Origin of the sequence: Castellaniella sp. (assembly GCF_034675905.1) — a bacterium.
GTDB lineage: Bacteria > Pseudomonadota > Gammaproteobacteria > Burkholderiales > Burkholderiaceae_B > Castellaniella.
This window is the reverse complement of sequence record NZ_JAUCCV010000010.1, coordinates 555938-571584: the sequence shown is the minus strand read 5'-3', so window position 1 is coordinate 571584 and position 15647 is coordinate 555938. Positions and strand designations below refer to the sequence as shown.

Here is a 15647-nt window from a genome sequence, read left to right as displayed (position 1 = left end):
TTGCAATTTCAGATGATTATAGGACGAATCATGCGGTTTGAACATGGGCGCCATCATGGCATGGCATAGTCGATGGTCAGCGGGGCGTGGTCGCTGAAGCGTTCATCCTTGTAGACGGTGGCTGTCTGGGCCAGAGCCGCGATACCTGGCGTGGCAATGTGGTAATCGATGCGCCAGCCGACGTTCTTGGCCCAGGCCTGCCCGCGATTGCTCCACCAGGTGTAGGCCTCGCCCTCGGTGTCCGGGTGCAGGCGGCGGTAGACGTCCACCCAGCCGCGCTGATCGAGCAATTGGGTCATCCAGGCGCGTTCTTCGGGTAGAAAACCGCTGTTCTTCAGATTGCCTTTCCAGTTCTTCAAATCGATTTCGTGGTGAGCGATATTCCAGTCGCCGCAGATCACGAATTCGCGTCCGCTGGTCCGGTGTTCCTGCATCAGGCCGTCCAGCCAGCGTTCATAGTGATCCAGGAAACGGTATTTGGCGGCTTGCCGTTCGTCGCCACTGGACCCGGATGGCAGATAGGCGCTGATCACGCTCAGGCCCGGCCAGTCGGCCCGCAGGATGCGGCCCTCGGCGTCGAATTCCGGGCAGTCCATGCCGATAGTGACAGCGTCGGCGGCTTGGCGCAGATACAGTCCGACGCCGCTGTAGCCCTTTTTTTTCTGCATGGTGAAAATGCCCCGTATAGCCGTCCGGATGGCGCAGTTCGTCCACCAGATCGGCATCCTGGATCTTGATTTCCTGCAGGCAGACGATGTCGGGGTGCTGAGCTTGCAGCCAATCCGCCAGCCCCTTGCGATGGGCGGAGCGGATGCCGTTGACGTTCAGTGAGGTGATGCGTAGCACGGGTGTCCTTTTATCCGAACCGGAAACTGGAGATCGTCAGCCCGCCGAAGAATTCGGTTTCGTGGTGAAAACAGCTGGCGGTGTCTTTGCCTGCCGCTCCGTCGGCCACGAACAGCGGCGTCAGGTGGTCTTCCATGGGGTGGCAGATGCGGGCAGCGGGGGCGTCGTCCCAGTGCCGCAGGTGATCCTGGCGCTGGTCGGGCGTCGTGTCGACCAGGGCCTCCTGCAGCCATGCGTCAAACAGCGCAGAGGGCTCCCGCGCTGCCGGGCCGAAGCTGCGCAGATTGTGGAAGCTGAGCCCGCTGCCGACGATCAGGATGTTTTCGTCTCGTAAGGGCTGCAGGGCGGCGCCCAGCGCATGGTGCCAGGACGGATCGAAGCCGGCCTCGATCGACAGCTGCACCATGGGGATTTGCGCCTTGGGATACATGATGTAGGCAGGGACGAATGCGCCGTGATCGTAGCCGCGCCGGGAGTCTTCGGAAATGGGGATGTTTTTGGCCGATAGCAGGTCTTTGAGCCGGGCCGACAGGCGGGGCGAGCCGGGCGCCGGATAGTGGAGTTCGTAGGTGTCGGCGGGAAAGCCGTGATAGTCATACACCATGCCGGGTTGCGGGTGGCTGGTGATTTTCAGGCGGTCCCGGGTGATCCAGTGAGCCGAAATCATCAGGATGGCGCGCGGTGGCTGCGGCAGTGCGGCGGGGATGCCTCGCAGCGCCGTCGTCAGCGCCGCATAGTTGTTGGCGGGGTCCGGCATCCATGGCCAGGGGCCGCCGCCGTGGGAGATGAAATAGACAGGCTGACGCATGAGGGATTCCTTCGTGCTGCGTATCGGGGGCTCAAGGGCTAAATGATAGGCGGAAATATCCGATAATGTGGCCTTCCCTGATTACGAGATCACCGCCATGTCCGGTTCGCACGCCCAAGCCTTCGTCCGCTTCGCCCTGGAACAGGGGGTTTTGCGCTTTGGTGAGTTCAAAACCAAGTCCGGGCGCTTGAGCCCGTATTTCTTCAATGCCGGCCTGTTCAACGACGGCGCCAGCGTGGGCCGCCTGGGGCAGTTCTATGCGCAGGCCCTGCTGGATGCCGGTTTGGGGTTCGATATGCTGTTCGGTCCGGCATACAAGGGCATTCCCCTGGCGACGACCACCGCCGTCGCGCTGGCTGCTCAGCCTGGCGTGTCGGGACATTCGGCGCCGTTCGCTTTCAACCGGAAAGAAGCCAAGGACCACGGCGAGGGCGGTGTGCTGGTGGGAGCGCCTTTGCAGGGGCGGGTGGTGATCATCGACGATGTCATCACCGCCGGAACATCAGTGCGTGAGTCCGTCGCTCTGATTCGCGCCGCTGGCGCTCAGCCTGCAGCGGTGCTGATCGCGCTGGACCGGATGGAACGCGCAGGGGCCGATGGGGCGTTGTCTGCGCATTCGGCGGTGCAGGATGTGGAACAGACCTACGGGATTCCGGTGATCAGCATTGCATCCTTGGTGGATGTGATGACGTTGCTGGAAGGGGACGCGGCGTTGGCGGAATACCGGGAGGCCGTGAGGGCCTATCGGGATCGGTATGGGATTTGAGTTCTTAAGCGGCAAGAACTACCCGTCCAGCTTCTGCTTCAGTACCGTATTCACCTGCTGCGGATTGGCCTTGCCCTTGGCTGCTTTCATCACCTGACCCACCAGGGAATTGAACGCCTTTTGCTTGCCGGCGTGGTATTCCTCGACGATGGCGGGGTTGGCCGCCAGCACCTGGTCGATCATGGCTTCGATGGCGCCCGTATCGCTGATCTGGCGCAGGCCCTTGGCTTCGATGATCGCATCCGCATCACCGCCTGATTCCCCCGCCCACATTGCTGTAAACACATCACGGGCGATTTTCGTGGAAATGGTGCCGTCCAGGATGCGGGCGATCAGCGCCGCCAATTGCGTCGGCGCTACAGGGGACTGAGCCATATCCAGGCTGTCGCGGTTCAGCGCGGCAGACAATTCGCCCAAGATCCAGTTGGCGGCCTGTTTTGCCTGGTCGGCGGGCAGGGCGGCAGCGGTCGCTTCGAAGTAATCGGCGATGGCGCGGTGCAGTGTCAATTGCGCGGCATCGTAGGCTGTCAGACCCATGTCCGATTCAAAGCGGGCGCGTTTCGCCGCCGGCAGTTCCGGCAGCGTGGCGCGGACCTGCTCGATCCATTCCGATGACACGATCAGTGGCGGCAGGTCCGGGTCGGGGAAATAACGATAGTCGTCGGAATCTTCCTTGGTGCGCATGCTGCGGGTTTCATCCCGGTCGGCATCGTACAAGCGGGTTTCCTGCACGACCTTGCCGCCGTCCTCGATCAGCTCGATCTGGCGGCGAATTTCGTATTGAATGGCGCGTTCCAGAAAGCGGAAGGAATTCAGGTTCTTGATCTCGCAGCGCGTGCCGAATGCGACTTGGCCGCGAGGGCGCACCGACACGTTGGCATCGCAACGGAAAGAGCCTTCTTGCATATTGCCGTCGCAGATGCCCAGCCAGACCACCAGGCCGTGCAGGGTGCGGGCGTAGGCGACGGCTTCGGCCGCTGAACGCATTTCCGGCTCGGTTACGATTTCCAGCAACGGCGTACCGGCGCGGTTCAGGTCGATGCCGCTGGAGGATTCGCCGTGCGGCCCGGTGAAGTGCTCGTGCAGGGACTTGCCGGCGTCTTCTTCCAGGTGGGCGCGGGTCAGATTGATCGTGTGTTCTTGTTCGCCGACGAAAAAGGACAGCTGGCCGCCAACCACGATCGGCAATTCAAATTGGCTGATCTGGTAGTTTTTAGGCAGGTCGGGGTAGAAATAGTTTTTCCGGGCAAACACGGACCGATGCGCCACCTGGGCGCCGATCGCCAGACCGAACTGGATGGCGCGTTCCACCGCGCCCCGGTTCATGGCGGGCAAGGAGCCCGGCAGCGCCATATCCACGGCGTTGGCCTGCGTGTTGGGCTCGGCGCCAAAGCGCGTGCTGCTGCGGGAAAAGATTTTCGACTGTGTGGACAGTTGGGCGTGCGTTTCCAGCCCGATGACGATTTCCCAATCCATTATGCGTGTTCCGGTGTGCGTTGGTGCCAGTCGGTGGCTTGCTGGTAGCGGTCGGCCAGGGCCAGCAGGCGGCCTTCGTCGAAATAGCGGCCGATGACCTGCAGCCCGATGGGCAGGCGGCCCGAGTCCCCGCCAAAGCCGCAGGGGATGGACATGCCGGGCAGGCCGGCCAGGCTGACGCCCAGGGTATAGATGTCGCCCAGCCAGTCGGCGATGGGGTCCTGGCGGTTGTCGCCGATACGGCGCGCGACGTTGGGTGTGACGGGGCCCATGATGACGTCGCAGTCCTGGGACAGCGCCTGCTGGAAGTCATCGGCGATCATGCGCCGCACGCGCTGAGCCTGCAGGTAATAGGCGTCGTAATAGCCGTGCGACAGCACATAGGCGCCAACCAGGATGCGGCGGCGCACTTCGTCGCCGAAGCCTTCGGATCGTGAGCGGCTGGTCATGTCGGCCAGGTCGGTGTAGCTGGCGGCGCGGTGGCCGTAGCGTACGCCGTCGTAGCGCGACAGGTTGCTGGAGGCTTCCGCCGGGGCGATCACGTAGTAGGCCGGGATCGCCAGCCGGGTGCGGGGCAGGGAAATATCCACCCGGACCGCGCCCAGGGATTCGAAGACCTGCAGCGCCGCTTCGATGGCGGCGCCGACGTCGGCGGACAGGCCTTCGTTGAAGAATTCACGCGGCACGCCGATGCGCAGACCCTGGAGGGGCTGCTTGCCGTTGGCCTGGAAGGCAGACTGGGCGGTGTCGAAGGCGGCCTGGACGCGGCCCGCGGCGTTGGCCTGCCCGTCGCAGGATTCCAGACTGGTGGAATCCTGGGGGTCGAAGCCGCTCATGGTGTCGAGCAGCGGCACCAGGTCCTGGGCGCTGCGGGCCAAGGGGCCGGCCTGGTCCAGGCTGGACGCGTAGGCGATGATGCCGTAGCGCGACACCGTGCCGTAGGTGGGCTTGATGCCGCTGACGCCGCAGTAGGCGGCGGGCTGGCGCACCGAGCCGCCGGTGTCGGTGCCGGTGGCGCCCAGCACCAGGCCTGCCGCCACGGCGGCGGCGGAGCCGCCCGACGACCCGCCTGGGATGCGCTCCGCGTCCCAGGGGTTGCGCACCGGCCCGAAGGCCGAATTTTCATTGCCCGAACCCATGGCGAATTCGTCGCAACTGAGCTTGCCCAGCGAGACGGCGCCGGCCTGGCGCAGATGGTCCACGACCGTGGCGTCGAAGGGGCTGACGTAGTCGGCCAGCATGCGGCTGGCCGCCGTGGTGCGCCAGCCGCGCGTGACGAACAGGTCTTTATGCGCGATGGGAATGCCGGTCAGGGGACCTGCCTGACCGCTGGCCAGAGCTTGATCGGCTGCCTGGGCCTGCGTCAAGGTCAGCGCGTCGTCGATATGCAGGAAGACGTTCGGATCGGTATGGGCGCGGGCGGCCTGCAGGGCGTCTGTCGCCAATTCTGTGGCGCTGATGCGTCGGGCGCGCAGGGCGTCGCTCAGCGCCTGGATGCTGCGAAATTCTGAAAGCTGGGTCATGGCATCATTCAATGACGGTGGGGACGAGGAACAGGCCCTGGTGGGCCGCCGGCGCATTCTGCAGGCAGGCATCGCGCTGGGCGGTCGACTGGGCCGGGCTGGCCGTATCGTCGCGCAAACGCAGGGCGATGTTCTGGTGGGCTGCCAGCGGATGAGCCATGGGTTCGATGCCGGTCGTATCCACGGCCTGCAATTCCTCGATCAGACCCAGGATGCGGTTCAGTTCCTGGTGAGCGCGGGATTGGTCAGTGGAATCCAGTCGCAAGCCCGAGAGCCGTGCGAGCCGGGCGATGTCCTGTTCGGTCAGTGCCATGTCGTCTTGCCGGAGAGGCCGCCGCCGAGACGACAGCCGGATGAGTGTGTGTGGATGTGTCCAAAATGAGGAAAGCAGGTGTTTTGCAAAACTTTCCCCTTAATTTCAGGCATGTCCACAGAGGATTATAAGTTATCATTACCGATTCCATGCGGCTTGCCTGGCCTGTGCCCGCCGTGCTGGCGGTTGATCGTCGGTGACACTGGGCCCTACGTGCGCAAATCACATTTCATCCCCTTTTCATTAGTGCGCCCATGTTCGGATTTCTACGCAGCTATTTTTCCAGCGATATGGCGATTGACCTTGGTACGGCCAATACGCTGATCTATGTCCGCAGCAAGGGCATCGTGCTCGACGAACCCTCGGTCGTCGCCATCCGCCATGACGGCGGCCCCAACGGCAAAAAAATCATCCAGGCTGTCGGCCGCGAGGCCAAACAGATGTTGGGCCGCGTGCCTGGCAACATCGAAGCGATCCGTCCCATGAAGGACGGGGTCATCGCCGATTTCACCGTGACCGAGCAGATGCTCAAGCAGTTCATCCGCATGGTGCATCCGCGCAGCATGCTGGCCCCCAGCCCGCGCATCATCGTCTGCGTGCCGTGCGGATCGACGCAGGTCGAACGCCGCGCCATCCGCGAATCCGCTCTGGGCGCCGGCGCCAGCCAGGTCTACCTGATCGAAGAACCCATGGCCGCCGCCATCGGCGCGGGGCTGGCGGTCTCGGACGCCAGCGGCTCCATGGTGGTGGATATCGGCGGGGGCACCACCGAAGTCGCCGTGATTTCCCTGGGTGGCATGGTCTATAAGGGTTCCGTGCGGGTCGGCGGCGATAAATTCGACGAGGCCATCATCAATTACATCCGCCGCAATTACGGCATGCTGATTGGCGAGCCCACCGCTGAATTGATCAAAAAGGAAATCGGTTCGGCCTTCCCCGGTTCTGAAATCCGTGAAATCGAGGTCAAGGGCCGTAATCTGTCCGAAGGGGTGCCGCGCAGTTTCACGGTGTCCTCCAACGAAATCCTGGAATCCTTGACCGATCCCTTGAACCAGATCGTCTCGGCGGTCAAAACCGCCCTGGAACAGACGCCGCCGGAATTGGGCGCCGACATCACCGACAAGGGCATCGCCCTGACGGGTGGCGGGGCCTTGCTGCACGATCTGGACCGCCTGCTGCAAGAAGAAACCGGACTGCCCGTGGTTGTGGCCGAAGACCCGCTGACCTGCGTGGTGCGTGGCTGCGGCGAGGCGCTGGAACACCTCGAGCGCCTGGGCGGGGTGTTCATTTACGATTGATCGGGCGCACGCCGATCCTTGCCCGCCATGCGTGAACCCGGGACGCTCAGACTCTTCAAACGGGGGCCCAGTGTCGAGATTCGCCTGGCCCTGCTGCTGACCGTCTGTTTGTCGCTGATCGTGACCGATGCGCATTGGCCGGTGCTGCATCCGGTGCGTCAGGCGCTGTCGGTCGCCATCTATCCGTTTCAGCGGCTGGTGTTGGCGCCGCGCGAGGCGATGGAATACGTGAACAGCTGGTCGCATGCGGCCACGCTGGCCCGCGAAGAGCAAGACGCGCTGCGTCGGCAGCAGATCGAGATGGCGCAGCTGGTCACGCATGCCGCCCAGTTGACGACAGAAAACGAACAGCTGCGTCGCCTGCTGAAGGTCTCCGAATCCATTTCACAGCAGTCAGTGGCGGTCGAAGTCTTCTACGTGCCGCCCAATGCCTTCAGCCACCGTCTGGTGTTCAACAAAGGCTCCAACGCGGGCATCGAGCCCGGCATGCCGGTCATCGACGAGGGCGGGGTCGTGGGGCAGATCGTCCACGTGACGCCCTTTACATCCGAAGCCGCATTGCTGATTGACGATCAGGTATCCATCCCCGTTCAGGTGCTGCGCAATGGCCTGCGCCTGATCGCTTTTGGCAGCGACGAGGTCGGCAAGCTCGAAGTCCGCTATCTGACCGCCAACATGGATGTGCAGCCCGGTGATACGCTGGTCACCAGCGGAATCGGCGGCTTGTTTCCGGCGGGATTGTCTGTTGGCCGGGTAGAAAAAGTCGACCGGGATCCTGGCACCGGCTTTGCCATGGCGCTGGCCGAACCCCTGTCACACCCCGAACGCTACCGCCACTTCCTGGTGTTGCGCGTCGATGTGTCGAAAGTGCCTAAACCCGAGGAGATCGAACGTGCCCTTGGTCAGCCCTAAACAGCCTGTCGGCAGGTCCTCGCTGATGTCGCTGCAGCCGGTGGATGCCGCGCCTTTCCATCGGCCTTCGTCCATTTTGCTGATTTGGGGATCCCTGGCGCTGATGTGGCTGGCGTCCCTGCTGCCCTGGCGCTTGTGGCAGCCCGTGCCTGACATGCTGCTGCTGGTGCTGGCCTTCTGGTGCCTGCATGAGCCCCGGCGGGTGGGGTTGCTGACGGCCTTTGTGCTGGGGCTGCTGATGGATGTGCATGATGCCAATCTGCTGGGGTTGCATGCCTTGAACTACGTCCTGTGCATTTATGGAATCCTACATTTGCACGGGCGCCTGCGGCATTTCAATGTCTGGGTTCATACCCTGCATCTGGTGCCGATTTTCGTTGTGGCGGCCCTGGTATCCCGGTTGCTGGGCGCCTGGCTCAATGGCGAATGGGTCGGCTGGGACTGGCTGTGGACAGCGCTGGCGACCGGTGCATTGTTGCCTTTGGCTGACGTGCTGCTTCTGCTGCCCCAGCGCCGACTGGATGGCGACGACGCAGGGTCGGTGTGATGGTCTGGCATGTTTGAATTCCGCAAGACCGGTTTGCATCAGCGGCAGACCGTATTGCTGCGTGCCTGGGTGGCCGGGATATGCGCCTTGGTGTGCCTGCTGCTGCTGGTTGGCCGTCTGTGGTATCTGCAGGTGGTGCGCTATGACAATCTGGCGGCGCGCGCCGATCAGAACCGCATCACTATCGTGCCGGTCCCGCCTCGGCGTGGCCAGATCACTGATCGCCGCGGTGAAGTCATGGCCACCAACCAGCGGGACTACACACTGTTGGTGACGCGCGCGCAGGTCCGGGGCAATGTCGAAGACCTGCTGGATCGGCTGCGGGAACTGGTCTACATCAGCGACAGCGATCAGCGTAAGTTTCTGCGCCTCTACCAGCAAAGCGGCCGTTACGCGCCGGTGCTGTTGCGCAATAACCTGAATGATGTCGAGGCATCCTGGTTTGCCGTGCATGCCTTTGAATTCCCGGGGGTCAGCCTGGAGGCCCGCTGGGTGCGGTCCTATCCGCTGCATGAGTCGGCAGCGCATGTGCTGGGTTTCGTGGGCCGGATATCGGAAGAAGATCAGCAGCATCTGGAAGACACCGGTCAGGAGGGCAATTACCGGGGCACCATGGTCATGGGCAAGAAAGGCATCGAAAAGACCTGGGAAAGTGTCTTGCACGGCCGCACTGGCGTCGAGGAACTGGAAGTCACGGCCACCGGCAGGCCGGTGCGCGAACTCAGCCGTACCGATCCGGTCCCGGGGTCGAACCTGGAATTGTCCCTGGATGCCGGGCTGCAGCAATTGGCCGAGGCGCAGTTCGATGGCCGGCGCGGGGCGCTGGTGGCTATTGCCCCGCACACTGGTGAGGTCCTGGCTTTCGTGTCCTCGCCATCCTTTGATCCCAATTTGTTCGTCGATGGGATCGACGTGGAAAACTGGCGCAAGCTCAATGATTCGCCAGACCATCCGCTGATCAATCGGCCCTTGTACGGCACCTATCCGATCGGTTCGACCTACAAGCCATTCGTGGCCATGGCCGCCCTGGAAATGGGGCTGCGCAGGGCGCAGGACCTGGTGCCGGATCCGGGCTATTTCGAGCTGGCGGGGCAGCGGTTTCGCAATGCGGGCGGCGCCGTCTACGGGCCGACCAATATGCACCGGGCGATTGTCGTGTCGTCCGACACCTATTTCTTTTCGCTGGGCGCCCTGATGGATATCGATGCCCTGCATGATTTCAGCAAGCAATTCGGTTTTGGTCAGATCACCGGTATCGATCTGGATGGCGAACGGCGCGGGGTGCTGCCGTCGCGGGCCTGGAAGCGCAAGACCTATAAGAAACCGGAACAGCAGCATTGGTACCAGGGCGAGACCGTGTCGGTGACCGTGGGGCAGGGCTACAACGCGTTCACCTTGCTGCAGCTGGCGCAGGCTACCTCGGTGCTGGCCAATGACGGGGCCTACATGAGGCCGCACCTGGTGCGCCGCATCATAGATCCCCTGAGCGGGCGCTTCACCTATCCGGTGCTGGCGCCGCAGTACACGATCCCGCTCAAACCCGCCAATCTGAAGGTGGTACGCGATGCCATGGTCGATGTGATCAACAAAGGCACGGCGCGGCGAGCGTTTGCGGGGGCGCCCTACCAGGCGGCGGGCAAGACCGGTACGGCACAGGTCTACAGTCTGCGAGGCGCCAAATACAAGGCGCACGCAGTGGACGAACGCCTGCGCGATCATGCCTTGTTCATGGCCTACGCGCCGGTGGATGATCCGCAGATCGCTGTCGCGCTCATTGTGGAAAACGGCGGCTGGGGGGCGTCGGTGGCGGCGCCGATCGCACGGACGGTATTTGATTATTGGCTGGATCCCCGCCGGATCGCCCAGCGCAAGCTGCAGTGGCAGACGGAACAGGCTGCGTATCAGACGATGAACGCCGCCGCACAGCCGGGCCAGGGAACGCCTGACGCGTCGCCTGCGCCGGATGACGAGGATGCGCCTGAACCCGCCCCCCTGCCGGATGCGGATACGCCCCTGGAAGACGGCGCACAGGAGGACACCCCATGAAGCTCATCGTGCTGGCCGTGCGCCGCATGCTGTCGGTCCTGGACTGGCCTTTGCTGATCCTCCTGGTTGTCATGGCGGTGGTCGGGATGGCGACCATGCATTCCGCCGTGGGCAATACAGACTGGCGTTTCGCTGACCAGCTACGCAATTTCCTGATTGCCTTCATCGCCATGTGGGCCGTGGCCTTGATGCGGCCGACTTTTATCATGCGCATGGCCCCGATTCTGTATGTGGCGGGGGTGTTGCTGCTGGTGGCGGTGATGCTGTTCGGCGTGACCAGCAAAGGGGCGACCCGTTGGCTGGATCTCGGGTTCGGGCGCGTCCAGCCTTCGGAGATGCTGAAGATCGCCGTGCCGCTGATGCTGGCCTGGTATTTTCAGCGCCAATCCAGCGGGCAGTTTCGGGTGCTGGATTTTCTGGTGGCCGGGGTGTTGTTGCTGGTGCCCGCCGCCTTGATCATTGAGCAGCCGGATCTGGGGACAGCGCTGCTGGTGCTGGCATCGGGCTTTTGCGTGATTTATTTCGCCGGATTGTCTTTCAAGCTGCTGGTGCCTGTGGCGTTGGTGGTGACCCTGGGTCTGGGTACGCTGGTGGCCTACGAAGACCAGATCTGCCAGCCCGATGTGGACTGGGTGGTGCTGCACGACTATCAGAAATACCGGGTCTGCGTGCTGCTGAATCCTGGGTCTGATCCGCTGGGCAAGGGCTTTCATACCATTCAGTCCATGATTGCCGTGGGTTCCGGCGGGGTGTATGGCAAGGGTTACATGCAGGGGACGCAGACCCATCTGGACTTCATCCCCGAACGCACCACGGATTTCATCTTCGCCGTATTCGCCGAGGAATTCGGTCTGTATGGCGGTGTGACGCTGCTGTTGCTGTACGCCTTGATGGTGTTGCGCGGCCTGACGATCACGGTGCGAGCGCCCACTCAGTTCGGGCGCCTGCTGGGCGGCGCCATGTCCATGATGATGTTCGTCTATGTGTTCGTGAACATCGGCATGGTGACGGGCGTGCTGCCCGTGGTCGGGGTGCCGCTGCCCTTCATGAGCTATGGGGGCACCGCCTTGATGACGCTGGGGGTGGCCTGCGGCCTATTGATGAGCATCGGCGCGCATCAGCCGCGTTCGTCCGGATAACAGCCGCGTTGACCCGTTGCGCTCAAGGGGCGAGCGGGTACAGTCCCGACAATAAGCGCGAGAGCGGGGCGGGCAGGCCGATCGTCTGCAATTGTCCAAGGGGTACCCAGGCGGACTCGCCGGCTTGGACCGGAATCACCGCCGGGTTGCGCGCCTGCTCGGACGCTGCCTGCTGATGGCTGCATACCGGGTCCGCCAAGGTTTGGCAGGCGGATAGAGGCCCTGGGTGTTGCATGCGCACGGGCTGTATCAACAGGCGGAAATGCGTGAAGACGTGTTCAATGGCCGCCAGGGGTTGCGCGGCGCCGGTCGTCGCCGGCAGTTGGGAACAGGCAGTATCCAGCGCGGCGCGGCTGTCAAAGGTCGGCAGCGCCCACAGGCCGCCCCAGATACCGGCAGCGGGCCGGCGCTGCAGCCAAAGGCGGCCGTCACATTCAAGGATGAGCATCCAGCAGCGGTGCCGGGCCTGGGCGCGCCGGACGCGGGGATTGGGCAATGTGTCTTGCAGGCCTTGCCGCAGGGCGGCACAATCCGGCGCCAGCGGGCAGCGTGGACAGTCAGGCCGGGACCGGGTACAGACGGCGGCGCCCAGATCCATCTGGCCCTGGGTATAGGCTTGCATATCCAGGTCGGCAGGGGCCTGATCCAGCCAGGATTGGGCGTGCGTCCAGAGGGTGCGGGTCATCGCGGCAGCGCCGGGGTCGCCAGCCAACGCCAGATAGCGGATCAGGACACGGCGGACATTGCCGTCCAGGATGGGGGCGCGTTCGCCATAGGCAAAGGCGGCGATGGCGGATGCCGTAGACCGACCGATGCCGGGCAGCGTTTCCAGGGCGGCGGCGGTAGAGGGAAACTGCCCGCGGTGCGCATCACGCACGGTTTGGGCGCAGCGGTGCAGATTGCGGGCACGGGCGTAGTATCCCAACCCGGCCCAGGCGTGCAGTACCGCGTCGGCCGGGGCATCCGCCAGGTCCGTCACCGTGGGGAATTTTTCCAGGAAGCGCTGGTAGTAGGGGATGACCGTTGCCGCCTGGGTTTGCTGCAACATGACTTCCGATAGCCAGATACGGTAGGGGTCGCGTGTGTGTTGCCAGGGCAGGCCGTGGCGGCCCGACTGTTTTTGCCAGGCCGCGATGCGGGATGCCGGGTCTGCCGCCGCCATCAGAATTGAGTGTGCCGGGTCACCGACAGGCGGGCGGCGACGGCGCCCAGCAGAATGATCAATAGACCGGACAGCAGCAGATCCGCTGCGGCGGGCAGATGCAGGGACCAGTCGATACCGTAGCTTTGGGCGAAACGCCCCAGCAGAGTGTTCAGAGGCGCCATGGCCAGCCAAGCCAATAGCAAAGCCAGCAGGCTGGCGGCCAGGCCGGTCAGGGCGCCCAGATACAGAAAGGGGCGTCTGACAAAGGATTCGGTCGCGCCAACCAGCCGGGCGACGGCGATTTCGTCGCGCTGGGTCAGGGCCTGCAGCCGGACGGTATTGAATACGGTCGCTAGAACGACCACGATGACGGCAGCGGCCAGCAGGCCCAGGCCGACGCGGATGAAGGACAGCAGGGATTCCAGGCGCCGTACCCATTCGCTGTCGAGTTGAACGTGCTCCACTCCCGGCCATTGCCGCCAGGCATCCGCCAGTTCGCGCGCCTGTTGGGCGGGTGCGTCGGAATCCTTCAGGGTGACAATCAGGGCGTCGGGCAGCGGGTTGTCGGCCAGGGCGTCCAGCGCCTGCGCCCAGGCAGGGTCGGCGCGCAGTTGGGCCATGGCCCGCTCGCGCGGCAGCAACTGGGCGTCCGCGATCCGATCGCCGGCCTGCTCCTGCAGGCGTTTGAGCAGTGCCTGTTGCTGGTCGGCGGATGTGCCCGGGGTCAGGAACAGGGTCAATTCAGGGGCGACCGCCAGTTCCTTGGCCAGGGGCTGGCTGGATTGCAGCACGGCCGCACCCAGAATGGGAACGGCCAGCATCAGGGCGATGACGATAATGTTGGCCAGAGACGAGAAGGGGTGCAGGCGCAGGCGGCGCAGGGCGACCAGCAGGGCATAACGGTGGTAGCGCAGCCAGCGTGTCATGTGCGGACTCCGGGTAGATCGCTGAAACGGCCGCCGTCGATGTGCAGGGTGCGTTGGGCGTAGCGGGCCATCAGGGCGGTGTCGTGCGAGGCGATCAGGGTGGTGACCCCGACTTGGTTGAAGTCGCGAAAGACATCCATGATGTGGGTGGCGCTATCGTGGTCCAAGTTGGCGGTGGGCTCGTCGGCGATCAGGATGGCCGGGCGTCCGACGATGGCGCGTGCGATCGCCAGGCGCTGCTGTTCGCCGCCGGACAGTTCGATGGGCAGCATGGTTTCCTTGCCGCGCAAACCGACTTTTTCCAGGGCGGCGCGCGCGCGCGTGATGGCCCTGTCGGGTTCCAGGCCCTGCACGGCCAGGGGCAGCAGGACATTGTCGAAGGCATGGCGGTCGAACAACAGGTGCGCGTCCTGCAGGATCAGACCGACAGTGCGGCGCAGATAGGGCAGGGTGCGCGACGACAGCCGGTCGATGCGATGGCTGTTGACAGTGACGGCCCCCCGGCTGGCAGGCTCCAGTCCGCCCATCAGCTTCAGCAGGGTGGATTTGCCCGCGCCCGAAGGGCCGGAGACGAAAATGAATTCACCCGGCTCGATGCGAAAATTGACGTCGGCCAGGATATTGCGGCCGCGCCCGTAGGATTTGAAGACGTGCTGGAATTCGATCATGAGGTCTCTGTGCCAGGTCCCGGCGCCTGTTGGACCCGATTGTATTCCGTGTCGTGCGGCGAGATGGGGGGTCTGCTGTCAGTGCGACAAAAAGCCAGAGTTGAAACGAGCGTTTACAACTATGCGGACACATCCTGCTACGCTAGTTGAATCATCAACAACAGGAGGATTCCATGGCGACGGCAACATATTTAGCCACGCGGTTGACGGCGGTCGGTGTGCTGGCTTTGCTGACGGCCTGCGCCAATGTCACTCCTCAAGGCCAGAATACGGCGGTGGGCGCCGGCGCCGGCGCCGCCATTGGGGCCGGGCTTGGGGCGCTGATCGGAGGCGGCAGTCATGGCGCTTGGGTCGGCGCGGGGATCGGTTCTGTCGTAGGCGGGGTGGTCGGCTATAACTGGAAGGTCATCAAGGGTGATGTAGAGAAGTCCGGTGCGTCCAACCTGGGGGTTGCCGTGATAGAAATGCCAGATGGTACGTTAAAGGTCAATATTCCCAGCAATGTGTCGTTCGACACGAACAAATCCGTCCTGAAATCGGAGTTGCTGCCGGTACTCGACAGTGTCGCGCGCGCGCTGACGCAACATCCGGAATTGCGGGCCAAGGCGGTCGGCTATACGGATGGGACGGGGTCGGATGCGATCAATATGCCATTGTCGCAACGGCGGGCGGGGGCGGTGACGCAATACCTGGCGGGCCAGGGCGTGGCGCCGGGCCGGCTGGCGGCGGAAGGCCGGGGGTCGGCGAATCCGGTGGGTGACAATAATACGGCGGCGGGCAAGGCGCTGAACCGGCGGGTGGAGTTGTTCCTATATGCGGTGAAGTAAACGCGCGTCGGGGCGTCTGGGGTTCTTTGGGCGTGTGGGTTGTTTGAGTTCTTGAGCCGCCTGAGGAGGCCATGCCCCCTCTGCCGGCTGTGTCAGGCGGCCCTTCGGGCTGCCCGGATCTTCTTCGTCCGAGCGGGCGTCGGGCGAACTCGGCCTGCGGCCTCAAACACGCCCGACGACATCCCCCGCTCTTCCTTCAGAAGCATCCGGCGCCTGCCAATGCCGGCGCCGGGGGCATGGCCTCCCCAGGCTCAGGTGTGCAACGGTTCCGGCCGGTGTAGCACCCGGTGGTGGAGCGACCATTCGACTGGTGCCGGAGGCTGACGAAGGGAGCCAGGGGGCAGTCGGTGGGCGCTGTCTGAGGAGCGAAGCGACGAGTTCGCCCACCGCCCTGGCGGACGAGGCAGA

At 63.8% G+C, this 15647-nt stretch carries 14 protein-coding genes and 1 pseudogene; 7 read left to right on the top strand and 8 right to left on the bottom strand.

Annotation, left to right across the window (positions count from 1 at the left end; all coding sequences use genetic code 11):
* Positions 1-53: 53 nt before the first annotated feature.
* Positions 54-846 (bottom strand): annotated as a pseudogene (locus VDP79_RS12880) (exodeoxyribonuclease III).
* A 10-nt stretch (positions 847-856) separates the two neighbouring features.
* Positions 857-1654: a class III extradiol ring-cleavage dioxygenase gene (locus VDP79_RS12875; protein ID WP_323018580.1), complete on the bottom strand. Its 798-nt coding sequence runs from the start codon at positions 1652-1654 to the stop codon at positions 857-859.
* Between the two features lie 97 nt (positions 1655-1751).
* Here VDP79_RS12875 and pyrE point away from each other — a divergent pair, with 97 nt between their 5' ends.
* The gene (pyrE, locus tag VDP79_RS12870) at positions 1752-2420 is read left to right on the top strand and encodes an orotate phosphoribosyltransferase (protein ID WP_323018956.1); all 669 of its coding nucleotides are present in this window, start codon (positions 1752-1754) and stop codon (positions 2418-2420) included.
* 18 nt (positions 2421-2438) lie between these two features.
* On the opposite strand, the gene gatB is transcribed toward pyrE, so the two are convergent.
* From gatB to gatC, 3 genes are read right to left on the bottom strand one after another with little or no spacing between them, the layout of a single operon-like run.
* Complete coding sequence (gene gatB, locus VDP79_RS12865; RefSeq protein WP_323018579.1) at positions 2439-3896, bottom strand: Asp-tRNA(Asn)/Glu-tRNA(Gln) amidotransferase subunit GatB; 1458 nt, start codon at positions 3894-3896, stop codon at positions 2439-2441.
* Positions 3896-5419, bottom strand: a complete 1524-nt coding sequence (gene gatA, locus VDP79_RS12860) for an Asp-tRNA(Asn)/Glu-tRNA(Gln) amidotransferase subunit GatA (protein ID WP_323018578.1) — start codon at positions 5417-5419, stop codon at positions 3896-3898. The genes gatB and gatA overlap by 1 nt, the downstream gene beginning before the upstream one ends.
* 4 nt (positions 5420-5423) lie before the next feature.
* Entirely contained in the window at positions 5424-5732 is a 309-nt protein-coding gene (gatC, locus tag VDP79_RS12855) for an Asp-tRNA(Asn)/Glu-tRNA(Gln) amidotransferase subunit GatC (RefSeq protein ID WP_323018577.1), read from the bottom strand.
* Between the two features lie 254 nt (positions 5733-5986).
* Between gatC and VDP79_RS12850 the strand changes: the two genes are divergently transcribed.
* From VDP79_RS12850 to rodA, 5 genes are read left to right on the top strand one after another with little or no spacing between them, the layout of a single operon-like run.
* Positions 5987-7030, top strand: a complete 1044-nt coding sequence (locus VDP79_RS12850; protein ID WP_323018576.1) for a rod shape-determining protein — start codon at positions 5987-5989, stop codon at positions 7028-7030.
* Between the two features lie 27 nt (positions 7031-7057).
* Positions 7058-7942: a rod shape-determining protein MreC gene (mreC, locus tag VDP79_RS12845; protein WP_323018575.1), complete on the top strand. Its 885-nt coding sequence runs from the start codon at positions 7058-7060 to the stop codon at positions 7940-7942.
* A 25-nt stretch (positions 7943-7967) separates the two neighbouring features.
* Positions 7968-8489, top strand: a complete 522-nt coding sequence (mreD, locus tag VDP79_RS12840) for a rod shape-determining protein MreD (RefSeq protein ID WP_416233131.1) — start codon at positions 7968-7970, stop codon at positions 8487-8489.
* 9 nt (positions 8490-8498) lie between these two features.
* On the top strand, positions 8499-10535 hold the full coding sequence (gene mrdA, locus VDP79_RS12835) for a penicillin-binding protein 2 (RefSeq protein ID WP_323018573.1): 2037 nt from the start codon (positions 8499-8501) through the stop codon (positions 10533-10535).
* A complete protein-coding gene (rodA, locus tag VDP79_RS12830; RefSeq protein ID WP_323018572.1) occupies positions 10532-11674 on the top strand; it encodes a rod shape-determining protein RodA in 1143 nt (380 codons plus the stop codon). The genes mrdA and rodA overlap by 4 nt, the downstream gene beginning before the upstream one ends.
* A 22-nt stretch (positions 11675-11696) precedes the next feature.
* On the opposite strand, the gene mutY is transcribed toward rodA, so the two are convergent.
* From mutY to VDP79_RS12815, 3 genes are read right to left on the bottom strand one after another with little or no spacing between them, the layout of a single operon-like run.
* On the bottom strand, positions 11697-12836 hold the full coding sequence (mutY, locus tag VDP79_RS12825) for an A/G-specific adenine glycosylase (protein ID WP_323018571.1): 1140 nt from the start codon (positions 12834-12836) through the stop codon (positions 11697-11699).
* The gene (locus VDP79_RS12820) at positions 12836-13744 is read right to left on the bottom strand and encodes a cell division protein FtsX (RefSeq protein ID WP_323018570.1); all 909 of its coding nucleotides are present in this window, start codon (positions 13742-13744) and stop codon (positions 12836-12838) included. Before VDP79_RS12820 ends, mutY begins: the two co-directional genes overlap by 1 nt.
* Positions 13741-14412, bottom strand: a complete 672-nt coding sequence (locus VDP79_RS12815; protein WP_323018569.1) for a cell division ATP-binding protein FtsE — start codon at positions 14410-14412, stop codon at positions 13741-13743. Before VDP79_RS12815 ends, VDP79_RS12820 begins: the two co-directional genes overlap by 4 nt.
* 173 nt (positions 14413-14585) lie before the next feature.
* On the opposite strand from VDP79_RS12815, the gene VDP79_RS12810 reads away from it, so the two are divergent.
* Positions 14586-15239 (top strand): OmpA family protein, encoded by a 654-nt coding sequence (locus tag VDP79_RS12810; RefSeq protein WP_323018568.1) that lies wholly within the window; start codon positions 14586-14588, stop codon positions 15237-15239.
* Positions 15240-15647: the final 408 nt, after the last annotated feature.

Excerpts from the sequence above, each read along its gene's own strand:
- VDP79_RS12875 (WP_323018580.1), bottom strand. The coding sequence starts at position 1,654 with ATGCGTCAGCCTGTCTATTTCATCTCCCACGGCGGCGGCCCCTGGCCA.
- pyrE (WP_323018956.1), top strand. The coding sequence starts at position 1,752 with ATGTCCGGTTCGCACGCCCAAGCCTTCGTCCGCTTCGCCCTGGAACAG.
- gatB (WP_323018579.1), bottom strand. The coding sequence starts at position 3,896 with ATGGATTGGGAAATCGTCATCGGGCTGGAAACGCACGCCCAACTGTCC.
- gatA (WP_323018578.1), bottom strand. The coding sequence starts at position 5,419 with ATGACCCAGCTTTCAGAATTTCGCAGCATCCAGGCGCTGAGCGACGCC.
- gatC (WP_323018577.1), bottom strand. The coding sequence starts at position 5,732 with ATGGCACTGACCGAACAGGACATCGCCCGGCTCGCACGGCTCTCGGGC.
- VDP79_RS12850 (WP_323018576.1), top strand. The coding sequence starts at position 5,987 with ATGTTCGGATTTCTACGCAGCTATTTTTCCAGCGATATGGCGATTGAC.
- mreC (WP_323018575.1), top strand. The coding sequence starts at position 7,058 with ATGCGTGAACCCGGGACGCTCAGACTCTTCAAACGGGGGCCCAGTGTC.
- mreD (WP_416233131.1), top strand. The coding sequence starts at position 7,968 with ATGTCGCTGCAGCCGGTGGATGCCGCGCCTTTCCATCGGCCTTCGTCC.
- mrdA (WP_323018573.1), top strand. The coding sequence starts at position 8,499 with ATGTTTGAATTCCGCAAGACCGGTTTGCATCAGCGGCAGACCGTATTG.
- rodA (WP_323018572.1), top strand. The coding sequence starts at position 10,532 with ATGAAGCTCATCGTGCTGGCCGTGCGCCGCATGCTGTCGGTCCTGGAC.
- mutY (WP_323018571.1), bottom strand. The coding sequence starts at position 12,836 with ATGGCGGCGGCAGACCCGGCATCCCGCATCGCGGCCTGGCAAAAACAG.
- VDP79_RS12820 (WP_323018570.1), bottom strand. The coding sequence starts at position 13,744 with ATGACACGCTGGCTGCGCTACCACCGTTATGCCCTGCTGGTCGCCCTG.
- VDP79_RS12815 (WP_323018569.1), bottom strand. The coding sequence starts at position 14,412 with ATGATCGAATTCCAGCACGTCTTCAAATCCTACGGGCGCGGCCGCAAT.
- VDP79_RS12810 (WP_323018568.1), top strand. The coding sequence starts at position 14,586 with ATGGCGACGGCAACATATTTAGCCACGCGGTTGACGGCGGTCGGTGTG.